This window comes from Variovorax pasteuri (genome assembly GCF_051216435.1).
Taxonomy (GTDB): domain Bacteria; phylum Pseudomonadota; class Gammaproteobacteria; order Burkholderiales; family Burkholderiaceae_C; genus Variovorax.
Window position 1 is genome coordinate 21,540 of record NZ_JBPJZS010000015.1, and the last position, 17,755, is coordinate 39,294.

The window sequence follows — 17,755 nt, forward strand, 5'->3', positions numbered from 1 at the left end:
TCGCCGCGATGCGCGTACTGTTGGTGGAAGACGATGAAATGATCGGGCGCAGCCTGAAGCAGGCGCTCGAAGGCGCGGGCTGGTCCGCCGACTGGGTGCGCGACGGCGAGCTGGCGCAAAGCGCGCTGGGCGACGGCGGCTACACCTGCGTGCTGCTCGACCTCGGCCTGCCCAGGCAGGACGGTACCGAGGTGCTTCGGCGGGCCCGCGAGCGGGGCGACGCCACCCCCGTGCTGGTGCTCACCGCGCGCGACGGCCTGGACGACCGCATCCACAGCCTCGACCTGGGCGCCGACGACTACCTGCTCAAGCCCTTCGAGTTCCGCGAACTGCTCGCGCGCATGCGCGCCGTGGTGCGCCGGCGCGACGGCGCGGCGCATTCGCTGGTCGGCGGCGGTGCGCTGCAGCTCGACCTGACCACGCGCGAGGTGCTGGTCAACGGCGCGCGCGAGGCGCTCACCGCGCGCGAGTTCGCGCTGCTGCATGCGCTGCTGGAGCGGCCCGGCGCCATCCTGTCGCGCGAGCAGCTCGAGAACCGCATCTACGGCTGGGGCGAGGAAGTGACCAGCAACGCCATCGACGTGCTCATCCACGGCATGCGCCGCAAGCTCGGCGCCGATGCCATCCGCAACGTACGCGGCCTCGGCTGGCGCGTGGCCGCATGACCCGTGCGGTGCGCGGCGGCGGCCGCTGGTGGCGGCCGGGTTCGCTGCGCACGCAACTGCTGCTGTGGCTCATCACGCTGCACCTGGGCGCGGCCGTGCTCACGGCGTGGTTCTCCTTCGTGGCCTACGGCAACCTGGTGCACAACGCGCTGGACGACCAGATGCGGCTGGTGGCCGAGTCGTATGCGGGCAGCGACCCGCAGAAGCTGCCGCATCCGATGGACGGCGAGGCCGCGTTCTCGCGCGGCAGCTTCATCGTGCAGATCTGGAGCGCCGACGGTCGCACCTTGCGCGCCACGTCGTGGCCCGCGCTGTCGGTGCCGCTGCAGCCGGGGCCGGGCTTCAGCGACGTGACCACGGGATCGCGGGCCAGTGCCAGCTGGCGCGTGTTCACCGCCGAGCCGGGTCCGCGCGCCGACCAGCCGCGCGTGCAGGTGCTGCAGAACGAGGACTACCGTCGCCGCCGCGCACTGCGCCGCGCGCTGCTCGAAGGCCTGCCGATCACGCTGCTGCTGCCGCTGGCGTTGCTGATCCTGTGGGTCATCGTGTCGGCGGCCTCGCGCTCGCTGCGCGCGGTGGCGCGCGACGTCGCCTCGCAGGACGAGCGCAGCCCGACCGAGCTGTCGTTGGCGCGCGTGCCCGACGAGATCGCGCCGCTGGTGGGCGCCTTCAACAACCTGCTGTCGCGCGTGCGCAGCGCCTTCGCCACGCAGCGGCGTTTCGTGCAGGACGCCGCGCACGAGCTGCGCACGCCCATGGCTGCCATCGGCCTGCAGATCGAGAACCTGCGCGCGCACGTGCCGGCCGGCGAAGCCACCGAACGCTTCAACCAGCTCGAGGCCGGCGTCACGCGCGCGCAGCATCTGATCGAGCAGCTGCTGCACCTGTCGCGCCAGGACGCGCCGCAAAGCGGCAATGCGCGCGAGCGCGTCGACATCGAGGTGCTGCTGCGCGAGAGCGTGAGCCAGTTGATGGTGCTGGCGGATGCGCGGCGCGTGGACATCGGCTTCGAAGGCGAAGGCCGCATCACCGCCGTGGTGTTCGCCCCCGCGGCCGAGTTGCGCAGCGTGTTCGACAACCTGATCGACAACGCGCTGCGCTATGCCCCCGAGGGCGGCGTGGTCGACGTGAAGCTGCGCCAGGTCGACGGGCATGCGGTGGTCGACGTGCTCGACAACGGCCCCGGTATTCCGCAGGCCGTCATCGGCCGCGTGTTCGACCGCTTCTTTCGCGTGCCGGGTTCGGTGGCGGGCGGCAGCGGGCTGGGCCTGGCGATTGCCCGCACCGCCGCCGAGCGGCACGGCTTGCGCATCGAGCTGCGCAACCGTGACGACGGGCCGGGGCTGATGGCGCGCGTGCACCTGCCGTCCTTGCCAACGTAGAGTGGGCAGGAACGCGGTTGCGCCACTCACTCGCAGCTAAGTCTTCGCTCACCATCCCATCAGTCTGCGTGCCTAGAGTGCGTTCAGGTCCTGCCGCGCGCAGTTCGCTCGATGGCACGCGACCCGAGACAACCTGAACCCAGGAGAACACACATCATGCGCACTTCCTTCAAGCTTCTTGCCGTCGGTTCCTTCGCTGCGCTGGCGGCCTTGGGCACGGTCCAGGCGTCGGCCGAGACCATGGACGGCTCCGACTTTCATCCGCTGCAGATGAACTCGCCCGAACGGCCCGAGGTGCAGGCCGGCGCCATGGCCGCAGCCCGCCCGACCGGTACCGAGCCCATGGGCCAGTCGACCAGCGCGCCCGCGATGAACTCGACGCTGCCCGTGGCCGACATCCAGGCCGGCGCCTATGCGGCTTCGCACCCGACCGGCACCGAGCCGATCGGGCAGTCGACCTCGCTGCCGATGGTGAAGTCCGGCAGCGGCAGCTGACGCATCAGTAGTCGTTGCTGTTGCTGAGCACGGCGCGGTAGATGAGCGCGCCCGCGATGGGCGCCGCCCAGAACAGCCACAGTTCGGAGACGGCATAGGACGGCCCGAACAGGGCCGGGCCCGTGCTGCGCGCCGGGTTGACCGAGGTGTTGGTCACCGGGATCGAGATCAGGTGGATCAGCGTGAGGCACAGGCCGATCGCGAGCCCGGCAAAGCCGCCGGCCGCGCGCTTGGCGGTGGACCCCAGGATCACGATCAGGAACACCGCCGTCATCACCACTTCGCACAGCAAGGCGGCCGTGAGGCCGTACTTGCCGGGCGAGTGTTCGCCATAGCCGTTGGTGGCAAAGCCGCCGATGTCCGCGCCCGGCTTGCCCGTGGCGATGAGGTAGAGCACGCCGGCCGCCGCGATGGCGCCGAGCACCTGCGCCACGATGTAGCCCGCGAGTTGCGAGGCCTTGAAGCGGCCCGCCGCTGCGAGGCCGATCGACACCGCCGGATTGAAGTGCCCGCCCGAGATCGGTCCCAGCGCGTAGGCCCCCGTCACGACCGTGAGGCCGAAGGCCAGGGCCACGCCGAGCAGGCCGATGCCCACGCCCGGAAAGGCCGCGGCCAGCACCGCGCTGCCGCAGCCTCCGAGCGTGAGCCAGAAAGTACCAATGAATTCGGCCGACCATTTTTTGTAGGTACTGTGTTCCATGTCGCTCCATCCTGAAGTTGAGAAGGCACGCAAGGCCGGGCCGTGCGCGGGCGGATTCTAGGAACGGGGGGACGCGCCGCGATACATGTCTTTCGCACTACCGGAACCTGTTCACAGTTGTCGCGGCTTTGTGTGTTTGCGCGGTGCGGGGGCGCTATCCTGCGGCTTCCAGCAACGAGGAGAACCGCGCATGCACCCCTTCGCCATCCGGCACATCGCCACCGTCGCCTGCATGGCCGCGGCCGCTCTTGTCGCTGCGCCGAACGCAGCCGCGCAGGGCACCGTCAACGCGCTGTGCAGCACCGACGCGGGCTGGTGCGAAGCGGCCGCCGCGGCCTTCACGCGCGAGACCGGCATCCGGGTGCTGCAGGCCCACAAGGGCACCGGCGAAATCGGCGCCCAACTGCGCGCCGAGGCCGCCAACCCCAAGACCGACATCTGGTGGGGCGGCACCGGCGACCCGTTTTTGCAGGCCGCCGAGCAGGGCCTGCTGGAGCCCTACCGGCCGGCCTACATCAATGACCTGCACGACTGGGCGGTGCGCCAGTACGCGCTGTCGCAGAACATGGTGGGCGGCTTCTACACGAGCGCGATGGGCTTCGGCTTCAACACCGATCTGCTGAAGAAAAAGAAGCTGCCCGAGCCGAAGTGCTGGGCCGACCTCATCAAGCCCGAATACAAGGGCGAAATCGAGATCTCGCACCCGGCGTCCAGCGGCACGGCGTACACCATCATCGCGGGCCTGGTGCAGCAGATGGGCGAGGACGCGGCCTTCGACTACCTCAAGAAGCTGAACAGGAACGTCACCAGCTACACCCGCAGCGGCCAGGCGCAGGCGCCCAACGTGGCCAAGGGCGAGGTGGCCATCGGTGTGAGCTTCATCTTCGGCTTCGAGAAGTGGCGCCACGACAAATTCCCCGTGAAGACCGCCGCGCCCTGCGAGGGCACGGGCTACGAGGTCGGCGGCATCGCGCTGGTGAAGGGCGCGCGCAACAAGGAGAACGCGAAGCGCTATTACGACTGGCTCATGAGCCCCGCGGGCCAGTCCATCGGCGCCAAGGCCGGCAGCCTGCAGTCGCCGGCCAACAAGACCTTCAAGCCCGACCCGCGCATTCCGTCGATGGCCGACGTGAAGCTCATCAAGTACGACTTCGAGAAGTACGGCAAGGCGGACGAGCGCAAGCGCCTCATCGACCGTTGGACGCGCGAAGTCGAATCCCAGCCGAAGTAGGGCTCGCCCCCAGGCTTCGCGCACTTCGTGTCGCTGCTCCTTTCCCCTACCGGGGGCAACACCTGCGGCCCGGCAACGCCGGTTCCGCGGTGTTCCTGGAAGGAGTCTTCAGGACGTGCAGGGCTTGTTGTGGGAGGCGTGCATGCCCTTGGTCTTGGCGTCGGCCTCGCTCAGGTACTCGCCCTTCTTGGTCTTGCCGTAGTAGCGGTCGCCCATGCAGTGGTAGACCTTGGTCTCGTCGTTGGCCCACACCTTGCCCGCGCCGCCGCCGGGCGCGGCCGCCATCTTCGTGAGGTCGGGCGCGCCGGGGGTGCGGGTGGCCGTGCCGGTGGTGGGGGCCACGCCGGTCTTGTCGACGCTGGCCGACTGTGTCTCCACCGCGGGCACCGCCGCGACGGGTGCGGCCGGGGCGGCGGCCTTGCCGTACCAGGTCTTGATGCCCTTGTGGCCGCGGCAGGCGCCCGACTTGGTGTCGGGCGAGGCGTAGCTGTCGTCCTTGCATTGCACGGTGGTGCCGGCGGGCGCACCGGCGGGCACCTGGGCCTGGGCCTGCATCTGGGCGCCCAGCGCAGCCAGGCCGAGGCAGGCTGCGATCCAGGTCATCCGGGGGTTCTTGTTCATGCAAAGCTCCTGAAGGGTGAGGGAAAGATCCACGCCGGAGCTTTGGGGATCGATCCCAGCGCCAGCTGACTTGGCGCGGGCAAAGGCGTTCAGGGCGGTTCGGCGGGTTTCAGGGCGAACTGGCGGTGAACGTGACCTGCCCGAGGTAGACCCCGGCCGGGCGGCTCGTGAGGTTGGCGTACGAGAAGGTCCAGTTCGCGGCGCGCTGCGTCACCAGGGTGCCGAAGGCGGTGGGCGTCACGTTCACGGCCGCGCCCGTCCCGGCGTTGGGAATCGCCGGCGCGGGCAGCGTGGCGTTGTCGCTGGCCACCGTGATCTCCGACATGGGAATGGTGTTCGCGCTGGTGGTGCTGGTGAGCGGCGTGCTCGCGGTGGCACGCAGGCTGACCTGGCCGCCGTTGCTGCGCACCTCCACCGCCAGCTTGACGCCTGCCGCGGGCGCCACCGCGAAGGCCGGCGCCGCGCCGCTCCAGTTGGCCGCCGTGTTGTTGCCTGCGACCGGCGTGGTCGGCCCGCCGGGAATGGTGGGTGTGAGCGTGAAAGCCGCGCTGTCGATGGTGCCGCTGGTCGTGGGCCAGGCGCCGGTGCCCAGCCGGAAGAACACGAACTTGTCGATGTTGACGGTGAACTTCAGGTCGACGAAAGCCGGCGTGCCGAGGCCGAGGGTGGTGGCCGTGTCGGCGTGTGCCGGGCCGGCTCCGGCGGCCGCTGCAGCGCAGAGGGCCATCACGCAAACCGGGCAGACCCGGCGAGGCGGGTCGGCGCGCCGCATCAGCGGAACTCCGCGTTCACCTTGAAGCCGCCTTTCTCCCAGTCGAGCGTGCCGGCGGCCTTCAGCGGATACACCGGCGCGGCCGCCTTGCCGTCGCCTTCGGGCTTGGGCGTCAGCGGAAGCTGGCGCGTCTGTCCCGGCAGCACCGGCGTGCCCTCGGGCACCAGCTCGAAGCGCTTGCCGGCGGCGTCGGTTGCGTCCAGGCTGCCGTCCAGGCGGCCGTGCGCGTCGCCGGTGTTGCTCACCGTGACGTACGGCGTGCGCTGGCCGTGCACGTCGCGCGTGCCGACCTGGCTGAGCGCCAGCTTGGGCTCGGCACCGTTGAGCAGCACGTACACCGCCACCGCGATGCGCCCGGTGACCGGCAGGCTCAGGCTGGCGCCGCCCTGCCCGATGGCGGCGCGGTAAGCCGGCTCCACGCCCTCGATGGCCAGCATGAAGCGGCATTCGCCGCGCGGCGCATCGGCCGGCGGCTCGATCTGGAAGCGGAACGACGCCTTGCCGCGCGCGGGCACCTTCACCGTCTTGCGTTCCAGCAGCACCCAGGGCCGGCAACTGCCGGGCTGCAGCGGGTCGAGGTACGAGATCTCGCCCTCGGGCGAGTAGCTCCAGTCGATCGTGCGCACCGACACTTCGGTGGCGGCGGCGCCCACGTTGTGGATGTCCAGCGACTGGCCCAGCCGCGCGCCGCTCTTGGCGGACAGCTCGAAGCGCGACGGCATGATCGCGATCTCGAACGGTGCGGCCCCTGCGGGCGGCGCCGCGCACAGCGCGACGAAGGCGGCCAGCGCGTAGGAAGCGAAGGAAGCGAAGCAAGCGCCGTGGGAATGTCCCGTCGAAAGCAGTCGTGTCATGGCAATGTCTCTATTTCGAAATAAGCCTCGAAGCCCAGCGGCATGCCGCGCGAGAGCCGCACCTGGCGCACGTCGAGCTGCCACACCAGGTCGAGCGCCTCGGTCATCCACGCGTCGCGCACCACGCCGTTCCACACCGGCACGCGGTCGCCGGGCCGGCCGCTGCCGCTGGCGAACAGGCCGTTGGTGCGCCAGCTGACCTCCAGGCCGGCGGGCGAGAGCAGGCCCGGCACCGCCATCGGCAGCACGTAGTAGATGCGCGCCTGGCGGCCCACGTAGCGCGCGGTGGCCAGCCGGTAGTGCACCCGCCCGAAGGCGATGCGCGCGATGGGCGAGGCGGTCGCACCGGGCGCGACGATGGGGGAGTCGTCCGCCGGCGCGCGCACCTGCGCGCTCGGCGAGGTCGAGTCGTCCAGCCGCTCGACCCGCGCATGGGCTGCGCCCGGCACGCCGGCCAGCCAGGCCAGCAGGCCGGCTGTCACCGAGCGGCGTGCGCACGAAGCGGCGGCTTGCATGGTCAAAGCATGGTGGCGGTGAAGCGCACCGTGCCGCTGTAGCTGCCGGCCGGGTACACCGTGGTGTTGGCGTACTTGAAGGTCAGGGTGTTCGACATGAAGCGGGTGTCGCTGTTGACCAGCAGCACGGTGGCCGTCGCCCCATTGAAGCTGGCGAGCGTCTGCGTCGAGCCGGCCGCGAAGCTGCCGTTCTGGATGTCGCCCTCGGCGGGGCTGGTCGCGTTGGTCGACACCCAGCTGATGTCGCTGAACGGAATGACGTTGGCGCCGCAAGTGGCCGAGGTGGTGCAGGTGAGCCCCGCCGGCACGGTGGCGGTGAGCGTCACCGGCCGTGTCTCGGCCAGCAGCCTGGCCGGGCGCGCCGGGCTGATGCGGATGGTGATCGACTGCGAGCCTGCAATGGCGGTGCCCGTCGCCAGGCCCGCGTTGGTGCCGGTCGCGTTGAACACCACCTCGTCGATGGCCGCGGCCGAGCCCACCTGCAGCGTGATGCCGTAGGGGGAAGCGGTGGGTGCGTAGGTGAAGACTGCGTCCGCGCGCGGCGCCATGCCGGCGAGGAGCGCGAGGGCCACCGCCGCGCGCAGCGGTTCAGACACTGGTGGCGGTGTAGGTGATGACGGTCGTGTAGGTGCCCGGCGTCCAGGTGAGGGCCGTGCCGGTCAGCGAGAAGGTCCAGGTGCCGGTGGCGACGGTGGACGGCACGAAGGTGCTCGCCGCCGCGCCGGTGGCCACCAGCGTCGCGCCGCCGGGGTGCGCCAGGCCCGCGCCGGAGCTCACGCCGATGTTGGTGAGCAAGGGGCCGCCGGTGGGCGCGAAGTCGGCCGCCGTGTAGGTGAGCGAGCCGCCGCCGCTGCTGTTGGTCCACGCCGACACCGGCACCGCCGCCGGGTTGGTCACGGTGCCGAGCGTGGGCGCGGTGCCGTCCCAGTTGGCCGCCTGGTTGTTGCCGGCCGTGATGGTGGGCGCGGTGGCCCAGGTGATCGGCGCGGTCCAGTTCAGCGTGTCGCCGCTGCCCGCTTGGGCGCCCACGCGCAGCAGGATCAGCCTGGGCACCGTCACGCTCAGGTTGAGGCGGGCCTGGGCCGTCACGGTGGGCACGCCGGTGCCGTAGCCGTACTGGCTCTCGGCCAGTGCCATGCCGGCGGCCAGCGCCAGGGCCGCGCCTGCGGCCAGGGTGAGCAATCTCGGGTGGTGTCTCATCTCGGTTTCCTTTGCGTTGCGGTGGAACAAACAAAAAAGGTGGTCACTGCCCCACCTTGATCACGGGGATCGAGGTGCTGGCCTGGCCACGCAGCGGAACGTCGACGCTCGCGCCCGCGTCGCGTGCCGGCCCCCAGGGCAGCGGCACGGTCTCGGGCGTGAGGGTGAGCTGGTGGCGCCCGGTGGTCACCAGCGGAAATTCGAACCGGCCGTCGCGGTCGGTGGTGGCGCGGTAGCGGCCGTCGAGCAGCACCTCGACGTTGGCGACGCCGCCTTCGCCGATCTGCGCCTCCCCGTCGTTGTTGGCATCGAAGAACACGCGCCCGGTCACGCTGCCGCCGCCGGCGCTGCCGTTGCGAGCGCCCGCGGCCTGGTAGGCCGTGCCGGCGGAGCCTTCCCAGCGCAGGTAGACGTACACCGTCTTGTCGGTGGTGCGAAAGAGCGCCGGCGTGTTCAGCGCCACCGGCACCGTGGTGGCGCGCGCCTGGTTCAGGCTGGCGGAAAGGCCCGCGCGCCAGCCGGGCGCCAGGTCTTTCTCGGCGCCGAACGTGCCCGACAGCCCGCGGCTGGTGTAGAGGCCGCCGTGCTGCGAGGTGTAGCGCAGGTTGCCCGTCACGCTGAAGCCGCTGGCCACCCAGAAGCGGAATTGCGCGCCCGCCGTGGGGTAATGGCGCACGTCGCCGCTGCTCTCGTCGCGTGCGTAGCCCAGCGTGGTGGTGAGCTCGGGGCGCATGGTCTCGTAGCGCCCGCTGATCCAGTCCTGCTCCCACTGCAGCTCCTGCCCCGTGGCCGTGCCGTCGCCGAGCACGATGGCCTCGTTGCGCCGCACCGCCAGGTTGAAGCGGCTGCGCGGCCAGTCGAAGAAACGCGTCTGGTAGAAGGCGTTGGCGTAAAGACTGCGAAAGCGGTTGCCCTGCCCCGAGGTGGCGGCCGCTGTGCCCGTGCCGTCGCTCTCGTAGCGCGTCTGCGTCAGGCTCACGCTGCCGCCGAACGAGGTGTTGCGGTCCAGCAGGTACTGGAAGTTGCCGCTCGCGCCGGCGCGGCGGTAGCCGAAGAGGTTGAAGCTGTCGTTCGGCGCGGCGCGCTCGAAGTCCAGCCCGGCGCCCCAGTTCAGGCGGTTGTCGCTGCGGTCGATGCGCCAGTACGCGCCGCGCGTGCCGGTGGCCAGCGGGTAGTCGCCGAAGTACAGGTTGGGCCGCGCCGCGTATGCGCCCAGCTCGTGCCGGTAGGCGCCGGTGCGCGCGCTGGCCTCCACGAACAGGCCCTGCGAAGCGCCCGTGGCCACGCCCGGCGTCGCCGAGGTGGTGCGGCTGCCCACCAGCGTGGCGCGCGCGCGCAGGTCGCCGTCGCGCAGCAGCTCGCTGCCGTAGCCGATCGACGTGGCCCAGCTGTCGACGTCCTTGCGGCCGAAGCCTTGCGCCGTGACCGGGTCGAAGTAGTAGGCCGGAATGCCGCGCGCCTGGTCGAGCTGGAACGATGTGAACCACGAATCGCCCAGGCGCCTGGTGAGCCCGAGCCAGCCGAGCGTGCCCTGGCTCTTCTCGAAGCCGGGATACGGGCCGCCCGTGAGGTTGCCGCGCTCGCCGAAGCCCGCGCGCACGTCGAGGTCGGCGTTGAAGATGCGTGTCGATGCGCCCCGCACGGTGGTCGAGCCCAGCGAGAGCCGGTAGTTGCGCGCCAGCCCGTCGGTGAGCTCGCTGTAGATGTCACCCACCGCGCTGTCGGCAAAGGTCTGCGTGGTCAGCGGAAAGCCGAGGTTGCGCAGCGTGAAGCGCGCGCTGGTGGCGTCGCGCGCATAGCCCAGCGAGCCGATGCCTCCGCCGCCCAGGAAGCTGTCGCCGCTCAGGTGGCGGGCGTCGGCCTGCAGCACGAACTCGCCGTAGTTGAGCGTTTCGCGGCGGTACTCGAGGCGCTGGCCGAACTCGGTGGCGCGCTGGCGGCGGTAGCCGGTGCTGGTGGCGTCGCCCAGGCCGATGCGGCTTTCCACCAGCCAGGCCCTAAACCCCTGCGGCTGCTCGGGCTCGGCATCGACCTCGTTCGTCACGGGGTCGGTGGCGTTCATGAAGCGGTCTTCGTAAGCCTTGGGCGCGGACTCCATGAGCGCGCGCAAACGCGCCTGCTCCACCTGTGCGCGGTCGACGGGTTCGATGCGCGCGTCAGCCATGTCGGCGGCGGCCGGGGCCGCTGTGCGGGGGGAGCCAGGGGATGCGGCTGTTTGCCCGTGCGCGCAGGAAAGCCCGGCCAGCGCCGCTGCGCATCCGATCCACGCCGGGGCCAAGGCCGGGCGCCGGCGTGCGCCGGGGGGACCGGCCGCAGTCCACGGTGTCACTCGAATCATCAAACGACATCCCTGCTTTCCCGGGGCGTTGCCGCCCTGTTCCGAATCGAAGAACAGGATATTTCAGAAAATGTTATCTACGGTAACTTTTTATGACAGGGCAGGGTTTACACAGGGAAGCGCGTTGTTTTTGTTCTTCAGGCGTACGCAAAATCGGGGCTTTTCGACCTCATCGGGTCCTTGATGAAGCCGAAGGACCTCCCCATTTGAGAAGTTGGCGCAACGTCACTTCGCAAGCGCCTGCCGGCTTAGAATTTTTTGGATTCGATATTTCTTTTATCCATGGCTGATTCCTCCAACACCAAACTCCCCTTCCAGGCCGAAGTCGCGCAACTGCTGCACCTCGTCACGCATGCGCTTTACTCCAACAAGGAAATCTTTCTTCGCGAGCTGATCTCGAACGCGTCCGACGCGTGCGACAAGCTGCGCTTCGAGGCGCTGGACCAGCCCGACCTGTACGAAGACCAGCCCGAGCTCGACGTGCGCATCTCGTTCGACAAGGCCGCGCGCACGCTCACCATCACCGACAAGGGCATCGGCCTGTCGCGCCAGGAAGCGATCGACAACCTCGGCACCATCGCCAAAAGCGGTACCAAGGACTTCATGAGCAAGCTCAGCGGCGACCAGAAGGCCGACGCGCAGCTCATCGGCCAGTTCGGCGTGGGCTTCTACTCGGGCTTCATCGTGGCCGACCGCATCACGGTCGAGTCGCGCCGCGCGGGCGTGCCGCCCGAGCACGGCGTGCGCTGGGCCAGCGGCGGCGCCGGCGACTTCGACGTGGCCGACATCACGCGCGCCGCGCGCGGCACCAGCATCACGCTGCACCTGCGCGACGACGCCGACGAGTACCTCAACGCCTGGAAGATCAAGCAGGTCGTGGGCAAGTACTCCGACCACATCTCGCTGCCCATCCTGATGGAAAAGGAAGAGTGGAAAGAAGGCGAGAACGACCAGCCCGGCGACATGGTGAAGACCGGCGAATGGGAAACCATCAACAAGGCCAACGCCCTGTGGAGCCGCCCCAAGAAAGACATCACCACAGAGCAGTACGAGGAGTTCTACAAGAGCATCAGCCACGACTACGAGGCCCCGCTCGCCTGGAGCCACAACCGCGTGGAAGGCAGCACCGAGTACACGCAGCTGCTGTACATCCCGGCCAAGGCGCCCTTCGACCTGTGGAACCGCGACAAGAGCGCGGGCGTGAAGCTGTACGTCAAGCGCGTCTTCATCATGGACGACGCCGAGGCGCTGATGCCCAGCTACCTGCGCTTCGTGAAGGGCGTGATCGACTCGGCCGACCTGCCGCTGAACGTGAGCCGCGAGCTGCTGCAGGAAAGCCGCGACGTGAAGGCCATCCGCGAGGGCAGCACCAAGCGCGTGCTCGGCATGCTCGAAGACCTGGCAAAGAAGCAGAAGACCGGCCCCGAGAGCGGCGAAGGCCTGATCGACGTGGGTTCGGGCGAATCGGTGCCCGCGCCGGAGCCGACCGGCGCAGTGACCGACGTGGTCGACAAGAACGCGCCCACCGCCGCTGAAGCGGCCGCCGCGGCCGCCGACGAATCGGGCAAGTACGCGAAGTTCTACGCGGAGTTCGGTGCGGTGCTCAAGGAAGGCCTGGGCGAGGACATGGGCAACCGCGACCGCATCGCCAAGCTGCTGCGCTACGCCTCCACGACCACCGACACGGTGAGCGTGAGCTTCGCCGACTACAAGGCTCGCATGAAGGAAGGCCAGGACGCGATCTACTACATCACGGCCGACACCCTGGCCGGCGCGAAGAACAGCCCGCAGCTCGAGGTCTTCAAGAAGAAGGGCATCGAGGTGCTGCTCATGACCGACCGCGTCGACGAGTGGGCGCTGAACTACCTCAACGAGTTCGACGGCACGCCGCTGCAGAGCGTGGCCAAGGGCGCGGTCGACCTGGGCAAGCTGCAGGACGACGACGAGAAGAAGGCCGCCGAGGAAGCCGCCGAGTCGTTCAAGCCGCTGCTCGAGAAGCTCAAGGAAGCGCTCAAGGACAAGGCCGACGACGTGCGCGTGACCACCCGCCTGGTCGACTCGCCCGCCTGCCTGGTGGTGCAGGACGGCGGCATGAGCACGCAGCTCGCGCGCATGCTCAAGCAGGCCGGCCAGCCCGCGCCCGAGCTGAGGCCGGTGCTCGAGGTGAACGCCGAGCATCCGCTGGTGAAGAAACTCGAAAGCTCCGCGCACTTCGACGACCTGGCGAACATCCTGTTCGACCAGGCGCTGCTGGCCGAAGGCGGCCTGCCGGCCGACCCCGCGGCTTATGTGAGGCGCGTCAACGCGCTGCTGGTGTGACCTGGCGGCCGCGCGTCATTCGCGGCGCAGCCATCGCTTCGGCGGGGCTGTGTCTGCTGATGGCGAGCGGCTGTTCGCACTACCGCATCGGCATTCCGCTGGCGCCCGGGCTCTCGCTGGGGCTGGGCGCCACCAAGGACGGCAATTTCTCCGTGGGCCTGAACACCGGCTTCGGTCCGCTCGGCGCCGGCATGGCCGTGAACAACGGCGGGCAGGTGTCCGGCACGGTCGGTGCGGGTGTCGGCGTGGGGCCGGCGGCCACCGGGATCGGCAAGGGCGCGGTGCTCTACGACCCGAAGGCCGCGCCGGCGGTGCCGACCGGCGCTGTGGCTTCGGCGACAACCCCTGCCACTGCCGTCGCTCCGGCGGCGCCAGTGTCGGCGCCGGCCCCGGTGCGCTATTCCACGCCCGCCGACCCCTTCACACCGATTGCCACCGCGGCCCCGGCGCCTGCCGCCTTGCCGGCGGCGCATGCCCCGGTCCCCGCCAGGGCGCCCCTCGTCAAGATCACGCGTCCGCCGCCGGAGCCCCCGGTGCCTGCGGTGAACGTCAGCTACCGCACGCCGGCCGCAGCCGCGGTGCCGGCCCGCGAAGCCGGCACGCCGGGCAACCCTGTCGCGCCCTGAGCGCGGCCGCCCGACGCGAACACGAAACCCGGCCTAACATGGCGCCTGTATCTCCTTCGGAGACCGACGCACCATGACCCGCCGACCGCTGCTGCTGCGACTCCTGGCCCTGGCCGCGCTGGCTGCCACGGCGCTGCCCCGCGCGGCGAAGGCCCAGTCCGGCTACCCCGCCAAGCCCATCCGATGGATCGTGCCGTACCCGGCCGGTGCCGGTGCCGACATCGTCGCGCGCACCATCGCCACGCAGTTGGCCATCGACGCGGGCCAGCCAGTGCTCATCGAGAACCGCGCCGGCGGCAACACCGCGCTGGGGGCCATCGAGGCCGCGCGCGCGGCCGCCGACGGCTACACGCTGCTGTCGGCCGACAACGGCATGCTGGTGTTCAACCCCGCGCTGTACCGCAACCTCAGCTACAACCCCTCGCGCGACTTCGCGCCCGTGACCCTGCTGGGCCGGCTGCCGATGGTGCTGCTGGTCGGCCCGTCCAGCGGCCAGAAGGACGCGCGGGCCTTCATCGAGGACGCGCGCGCCTTCCCCGGCAAGGTGAGCTTCGCCTCGGCCGGCACCGGCAGCCCGCAGCACCTGGCGATGGAACTGCTCGAACGCGAGGCCGGGCTGGAGATGGTGCATGTGCCCTACCGCGGCGCCGCGCCCGCGCTGGCCGACGTGGCCGGCGGGCAGCTGCCCGTGATGATGTGCGACCTGGCCGCGTCGCGCCGCTTCATCCAGAGCGGCAAGCTGCGCGCGCTGGCGGTGGCGCACCCCCAGCGCCTGAAGGAGTTGCCGGGCGTGCCCAGCTTCGCCGAGCTCGGCATGGCCCGGGTGGAGGCCGCCGCGCTCATGGGCCTGGTGGTGCCCGCCAGCACGCCGGGCGAGTTGGTCACGCGGCTGCAGCAGTCGGTCGCCGATGCCATCCACAACCCGGCCGTGCAGCGCAAGCTGGCCGAGTTCGGCGTGGAGCCCGTGGGCGATGCGCCCAGCCAGTTCGCCGCGCTGCTGCAGGGCGAGTCGGCGCGCTGGCACCCGCTGATCCGGGAACTGAATCTGGTGCTCGACTGAATCGGCGCGGCCCGGGGCCTTTACGGAACTTTGCGCACCGCCCGCGCCGTTCTCATTCTTTGCTAAGAGTGCCTGCCTAGATTGGCGCATCGCTCAGGAAAGGCCGGAGGGACGGTCTGCAACGGGCAGCCCGGTCCTCCCGAGACCGATGATCACACGCCGTTTTCACCACGTCGTTTTTGCGGACGACTTCTTCCGCTCGCCCGTCAACGGGTTGCAGTACCACGTCGCCAACCGACGATTCCTGCGTGCCTTCTTCGACGCCGCGCTGGGCCGCCTCGACCTGCCGATGGGCGAGATCGCGCCGTTGTCCGAAGGCGGCCGCATCGACGTGGCGCGCCTCATGCATCGGCTGGAGCTGCCCTGCACGCCGGCCGGCTGGGCGCGTGCCTGCACCGCCGACCTGGTGCCGCTGGCCGGGCGCGAGGGCCTGCCGGCGTTCGAGCCCGGGTGCCTGGTCATCGGCTGGGGCCTGACGCCCGCGCTGCAGCACTGCATCGACCGCGGCGGCGCGAGCTACCTGGACATCGAGATCGATCCGCGCCGCTTCACCGAGCACCTGCACTTCTGCGCGCGCACCAACGACCCGGTCATCGAGGCCGCGCTGCTGGCGCGCCGTGTGGACGAGGAGCTGTTCTGGAACCATGCGAGCGCGCTCAAGGGGCGTTTCGCACGGCACGGCGCGACCGCGCTGTTCGACCCGCGCCTGCGCGTGGGGCTGTTCTTCGGCCAGAGCCTGGTCGACCTGTCGCTGGTGAGCGGCGGGCGCACCATGCACCCGGCCAGCGTGATCGCGCCGCTGCGCGAGCTGGCGGGCAGCGTCGACCTGCTGGTCGTCAAGCCTCACCCCTACGAGAGCGCGCTGCACGACCTGGCGCCCATTGCGCGCGCCATTCCCAATGTCGCCTGGACGCGCGAGAACACCTACGCGCTGCTGTCGGCCACCAACGTGCACTTCGCCGCCAGCCTGTCGTCGAGCGTGCTGACAGAGGCGCGCTACTTCCGCAAGCCCGCCCATGCGCTGATCCGCGCCGACCGCAACGCACCGGCGCAGCTGCCGCGGGGCTGCTCGGGCTGGATACCGATGGGCGCGGCGCTGGGCTCGGTGGACTGCATGGCGGCGGTGTGCGGCGCCGGCGATGTGCCCTCGGCTCCCCACCTGCCGGCCTGGCCGGCGGCCGCCCTCGACAAGGCCTTTCTCACGCGCTGGGGCCTCGACGATGCCTCGCATGGCCTGTGCGAGACGGCCGAACTGCAGACCGGCCGCCCCTACCTGTTCCACCCCGGCAGCCCTGCAATGGGCTGGCTCAGCCACGGTTGGGCGGGTTTCGACGGGGAAGGTGCGCGCAGCGAGGGTGAGCTGGCCTGCCTGGTGATTCCGCTGCCATCGCTGTCGCACCCGCCCGCGCAGGCGCACCAGCAGCCCTGCCGCTTGGAAGTGCGCGTCGACTACCGCAGCAACGCCAAGGCCACCAGCGTGCACGCCATGTTCGACGGCATGGTGCTGCAGGGCCAGCGCGGCACCGGCGCGCGGCGGCGCAGCCTGGTGTTCGAGGTCGAGCCCACGGCGGGGCGCAAGTGCCTGGTGGTGCAGTTCGTGGTGGCCGCGGGAACGGTGCGCGGTGGCCTGCTGATGCGCGGCCTGACCCGGCCGGCGTTCACGATCAGGAAGCTGCAGGTGTCGCTGCGCATGGGCCGTGGCGTGATCTCGGCGCCACCGAAGACGACTGCGAAGCCGTGGTCCGAGATGCATCCGGTGCGCGCGATGACGCGCGCCTTTCGTGCGTTGATCGATTCGGCGCGCGGGGTTGTGGGGTAGCCGCCGGTTGGCGAGCGCGCCCCGAACTCACCCCGGCCGCGAGCGCCCCGAAGTGGCAAGCCCAGACAGCAGAAGCGTCCAATGCCGGAGCCGTTCGATGGCTCCCTGCCGGCCTTCGTCAGCGCTCACTGCACTTTGCGGCAAGGCCAGCAATTCACCCGCCGCCGCAGCTACGGCGCGCGCGAACTTCGGTGCATCGCCACGCCACACCACCACGCGGTGCGTCAGGCCCAGCTGCGCCGCGCGCCCCGCGTTCATCGCCTGCTCGGGCTGGTCCGTCAGCAGCAGCAGGATGGGCTTGCGGTAGACCGACGCGATCGACAGCGCCGCCATGCCCGGCGCGGAAACGATGAAGGCGCTGTGCGCGGCCGCCTCGATCCAGTGCTCGTCGCGCGCATGCCAGTGCGCTCGCCGGGCATAGCCCTCGCCGACCAGGTGCGCCGACACGCCTGCGCCGTCCAGGCCCTGCTCCAGGCCGTCGGCCAGCGCCGGGTCTTCGAAATGCGGATTGAGGTAGACGGCCGCCACGTGCTGCGCCGCATCGCTGCGGTCCACCGCATCGACCACCGCCACCGGCGTGGCCAGGCGGTGGCGGCCGCGGCCGTCATGCTGCGGCTCGCCGTAGGCAAAGTCATGCTCAATGCGTGCGCGGCTGCGGTCGATCTGCCAGGCCACGATGCCGCCGAACACCTGGGCAACCGGACCCGGCATGCGCCCCTTGAAGTTCGTCTCCAGCGCGCGCCGCAGGCTGGCGCCGTACACATGCACCACCTTGTGCCGCCAGAACGGCAGCCAGCCCATCAGCAGCAGTGCGGGGTGGAAGGAGTCGTTCACCACCAGGTCGGCATTGCGGAAATGCGCGCGCAGCCGCCACACGTCGCGCAGCATGCGCCCGGGGCGGAACATGTAGTGCGCCACGTTGCGGTCGGTCTCGCGGCGCAGCATGTTCTGCTGCGTGTCGAACTGCACCGCGTAGTGGCGCGAGAGCACCGGCGCGTCGATGCCGAAGCCGGCAAGAAAGCGCGCGCCCTCGTCGGAGGTGGTGAGCACCTGCACCTGCGCGCCGGCCGCGCGCAGCGCGTGCGTGAGCAACTGCGCGCGCATCAGGTGGCCGCGCGCGTCCGCGGTCGCGAGGTAGACGATGCGCGGGGGCATCGC

Annotated in this window: 17 protein-coding genes; 8 read left to right on the plus strand and 9 right to left on the minus strand. The window is 70.4% G+C overall.

Features of this window, described 5'->3' with window-relative positions:
• Positions 1–8: 8 nt before the first annotated feature.
• The 3 genes from ACSFBM_RS32180 to ACSFBM_RS32190 all read left to right on the plus strand — a co-directional run bounded on the left by ACSFBM_RS32180 (position 9) and on the right by ACSFBM_RS32190 (position 2,542).
• A complete protein-coding gene (locus ACSFBM_RS32180; protein WP_435437585.1) occupies positions 9–665 on the plus strand; it encodes a response regulator in 657 nt (218 codons plus the stop codon).
• Positions 662–2,047 carry a sensor histidine kinase gene (locus tag ACSFBM_RS32185; protein ID WP_435488018.1) on the plus strand — a complete coding sequence of 462 codons (1,386 nt, stop codon included), beginning with the start codon at positions 662–664 and terminating at the stop codon, positions 2,045–2,047. Before ACSFBM_RS32180 ends, ACSFBM_RS32185 begins: the two co-directional genes overlap by 4 nt.
• A 156-nt stretch (positions 2,048–2,203) precedes the next feature.
• Complete coding sequence (locus tag ACSFBM_RS32190) at positions 2,204–2,542, plus strand: hypothetical protein (protein ID WP_435437587.1); 339 nt, start codon at positions 2,204–2,206, stop codon at positions 2,540–2,542.
• 4 nt (positions 2,543–2,546) lie between these two features.
• Here ACSFBM_RS32190 and aqpZ read toward each other — a convergent pair whose 3' ends face one another.
• Positions 2,547–3,242, minus strand: coding sequence for an aquaporin Z (aqpZ, locus tag ACSFBM_RS32195; protein ID WP_435488019.1), 696 nt, complete (start codon positions 3,240–3,242; stop codon positions 2,547–2,549).
• 190 nt (positions 3,243–3,432) lie between these two features.
• Between aqpZ and ACSFBM_RS32200 the strand changes: the two genes are divergently transcribed.
• A complete protein-coding gene (locus tag ACSFBM_RS32200) occupies positions 3,433–4,473 on the plus strand; it encodes an ABC transporter substrate-binding protein (protein ID WP_435488020.1) in 1,041 nt (346 codons plus the stop codon).
• A 108-nt stretch (positions 4,474–4,581) separates the two neighbouring features.
• Here the strand turns inward: ACSFBM_RS32200 and ACSFBM_RS32205 are convergent, their stop codons facing one another.
• The 7 genes from ACSFBM_RS32205 to ACSFBM_RS32235 form a co-directional block, all read right to left on the minus strand.
• On the minus strand, positions 4,582–5,094 hold the full coding sequence (locus ACSFBM_RS32205) for a DUF3761 domain-containing protein (protein ID WP_435488021.1): 513 nt from the start codon (positions 5,092–5,094) through the stop codon (positions 4,582–4,584).
• Between the two features lie 109 nt (positions 5,095–5,203).
• Positions 5,204–5,821, minus strand: coding sequence for a hypothetical protein (locus ACSFBM_RS32210; RefSeq protein WP_435488022.1), 618 nt, complete (start codon positions 5,819–5,821; stop codon positions 5,204–5,206).
• A gap of 44 nt (positions 5,822–5,865) precedes the next feature.
• The gene (locus tag ACSFBM_RS32215; protein ID WP_435488023.1) at positions 5,866–6,720 is read right to left on the minus strand and encodes a COG1470 family protein; all 855 of its coding nucleotides are present in this window, start codon (positions 6,718–6,720) and stop codon (positions 5,866–5,868) included.
• Positions 6,717–7,235 carry a hypothetical protein gene (locus ACSFBM_RS32220; protein ID WP_435488024.1) on the minus strand — a complete coding sequence of 173 codons (519 nt, stop codon included), beginning with the start codon at positions 7,233–7,235 and terminating at the stop codon, positions 6,717–6,719. The genes ACSFBM_RS32215 and ACSFBM_RS32220 overlap by 4 nt, the downstream gene beginning before the upstream one ends.
• 2 nt (positions 7,236–7,237) lie before the next feature.
• Entirely contained in the window at positions 7,238–7,831 is a 594-nt protein-coding gene (locus ACSFBM_RS32225; protein WP_435488025.1) for a hypothetical protein, read from the minus strand.
• On the minus strand, positions 7,824–8,435 hold the full coding sequence (locus ACSFBM_RS32230) for a hypothetical protein (RefSeq protein ID WP_435488026.1): 612 nt from the start codon (positions 8,433–8,435) through the stop codon (positions 7,824–7,826). The genes ACSFBM_RS32225 and ACSFBM_RS32230 overlap by 8 nt, the downstream gene beginning before the upstream one ends.
• A 43-nt stretch (positions 8,436–8,478) precedes the next feature.
• A complete protein-coding gene (locus ACSFBM_RS32235) occupies positions 8,479–10,599 on the minus strand; it encodes a carboxypeptidase-like regulatory domain-containing protein (protein ID WP_435488027.1) in 2,121 nt (706 codons plus the stop codon).
• Positions 10,600–11,055: 456 nt separating this feature from the next.
• Here ACSFBM_RS32235 and htpG point away from each other — a divergent pair, with 456 nt between their 5' ends.
• The 4 genes from htpG to ACSFBM_RS32255 all read left to right on the plus strand — a co-directional run bounded on the left by htpG (position 11,056) and on the right by ACSFBM_RS32255 (position 16,597).
• Complete coding sequence (gene htpG / locus ACSFBM_RS32240) at positions 11,056–13,092, plus strand: molecular chaperone HtpG (protein ID WP_435488028.1); 2,037 nt, start codon at positions 11,056–11,058, stop codon at positions 13,090–13,092.
• The gene (locus tag ACSFBM_RS32245; protein ID WP_435488029.1) at positions 13,089–13,718 is read left to right on the plus strand and encodes a hypothetical protein; all 630 of its coding nucleotides are present in this window, start codon (positions 13,089–13,091) and stop codon (positions 13,716–13,718) included. Before htpG ends, ACSFBM_RS32245 begins: the two co-directional genes overlap by 4 nt.
• Positions 13,719–13,791: 73 nt before the next feature.
• Positions 13,792–14,778: a Bug family tripartite tricarboxylate transporter substrate binding protein gene (locus ACSFBM_RS32250; RefSeq protein WP_435488030.1), complete on the plus strand. Its 987-nt coding sequence runs from the start codon at positions 13,792–13,794 to the stop codon at positions 14,776–14,778.
• 148 nt (positions 14,779–14,926) lie between these two features.
• A complete protein-coding gene (locus tag ACSFBM_RS32255) occupies positions 14,927–16,597 on the plus strand; it encodes a hypothetical protein (protein WP_435488031.1) in 1,671 nt (556 codons plus the stop codon).
• A gap of 27 nt (positions 16,598–16,624) precedes the next feature.
• On the opposite strand, the gene ACSFBM_RS32260 is transcribed toward ACSFBM_RS32255, so the two are convergent.
• Positions 16,625–17,752, minus strand: a complete 1,128-nt coding sequence (locus ACSFBM_RS32260; protein WP_435488032.1) for a glycosyltransferase family protein — start codon at positions 17,750–17,752, stop codon at positions 16,625–16,627.
• Positions 17,753–17,755 lie beyond the last annotated feature (3 nt).

Bases quoted from the DNA above. Each gene is read 5' to 3' on its own strand.
- htpG (WP_435488028.1), top strand. From the start codon at position 11,056: ATGGCTGATTCCTCCAACACCAAACTCCCCTTCCAGGCCGAAGTCGCG.
- ACSFBM_RS32255 (WP_435488031.1), top strand. From the start codon at position 14,927: ATGATCACACGCCGTTTTCACCACGTCGTTTTTGCGGACGACTTCTTC.
- ACSFBM_RS32215 (WP_435488023.1), bottom strand. From the start codon at position 6,720: ATGACACGACTGCTTTCGACGGGACATTCCCACGGCGCTTGCTTCGCT.
- ACSFBM_RS32210 (WP_435488022.1), bottom strand. From the start codon at position 5,821: ATGGCCCTCTGCGCTGCAGCGGCCGCCGGAGCCGGCCCGGCACACGCC.
- ACSFBM_RS32235 (WP_435488027.1), bottom strand. From the start codon at position 10,599: ATGGCTGACGCGCGCATCGAACCCGTCGACCGCGCACAGGTGGAGCAG.
- ACSFBM_RS32185 (WP_435488018.1), top strand. From the start codon at position 662: ATGACCCGTGCGGTGCGCGGCGGCGGCCGCTGGTGGCGGCCGGGTTCG.
- aqpZ (WP_435488019.1), bottom strand. From the start codon at position 3,242: ATGGAACACAGTACCTACAAAAAATGGTCGGCCGAATTCATTGGTACT.
- ACSFBM_RS32250 (WP_435488030.1), top strand. From the start codon at position 13,792: ATGACCCGCCGACCGCTGCTGCTGCGACTCCTGGCCCTGGCCGCGCTG.
- ACSFBM_RS32205 (WP_435488021.1), bottom strand. From the start codon at position 5,094: ATGAACAAGAACCCCCGGATGACCTGGATCGCAGCCTGCCTCGGCCTG.
- ACSFBM_RS32190 (WP_435437587.1), top strand. From the start codon at position 2,204: ATGCGCACTTCCTTCAAGCTTCTTGCCGTCGGTTCCTTCGCTGCGCTG.
- ACSFBM_RS32230 (WP_435488026.1), bottom strand. From the start codon at position 8,435: ATGAGACACCACCCGAGATTGCTCACCCTGGCCGCAGGCGCGGCCCTG.
- ACSFBM_RS32200 (WP_435488020.1), top strand. From the start codon at position 3,433: ATGCACCCCTTCGCCATCCGGCACATCGCCACCGTCGCCTGCATGGCC.
- ACSFBM_RS32260 (WP_435488032.1), bottom strand. From the start codon at position 17,752: ATGCCCCCGCGCATCGTCTACCTCGCGACCGCGGACGCGCGCGGCCAC.
- ACSFBM_RS32180 (WP_435437585.1), top strand. From the start codon at position 9: ATGCGCGTACTGTTGGTGGAAGACGATGAAATGATCGGGCGCAGCCTG.
- ACSFBM_RS32220 (WP_435488024.1), bottom strand. From the start codon at position 7,235: ATGCAAGCCGCCGCTTCGTGCGCACGCCGCTCGGTGACAGCCGGCCTG.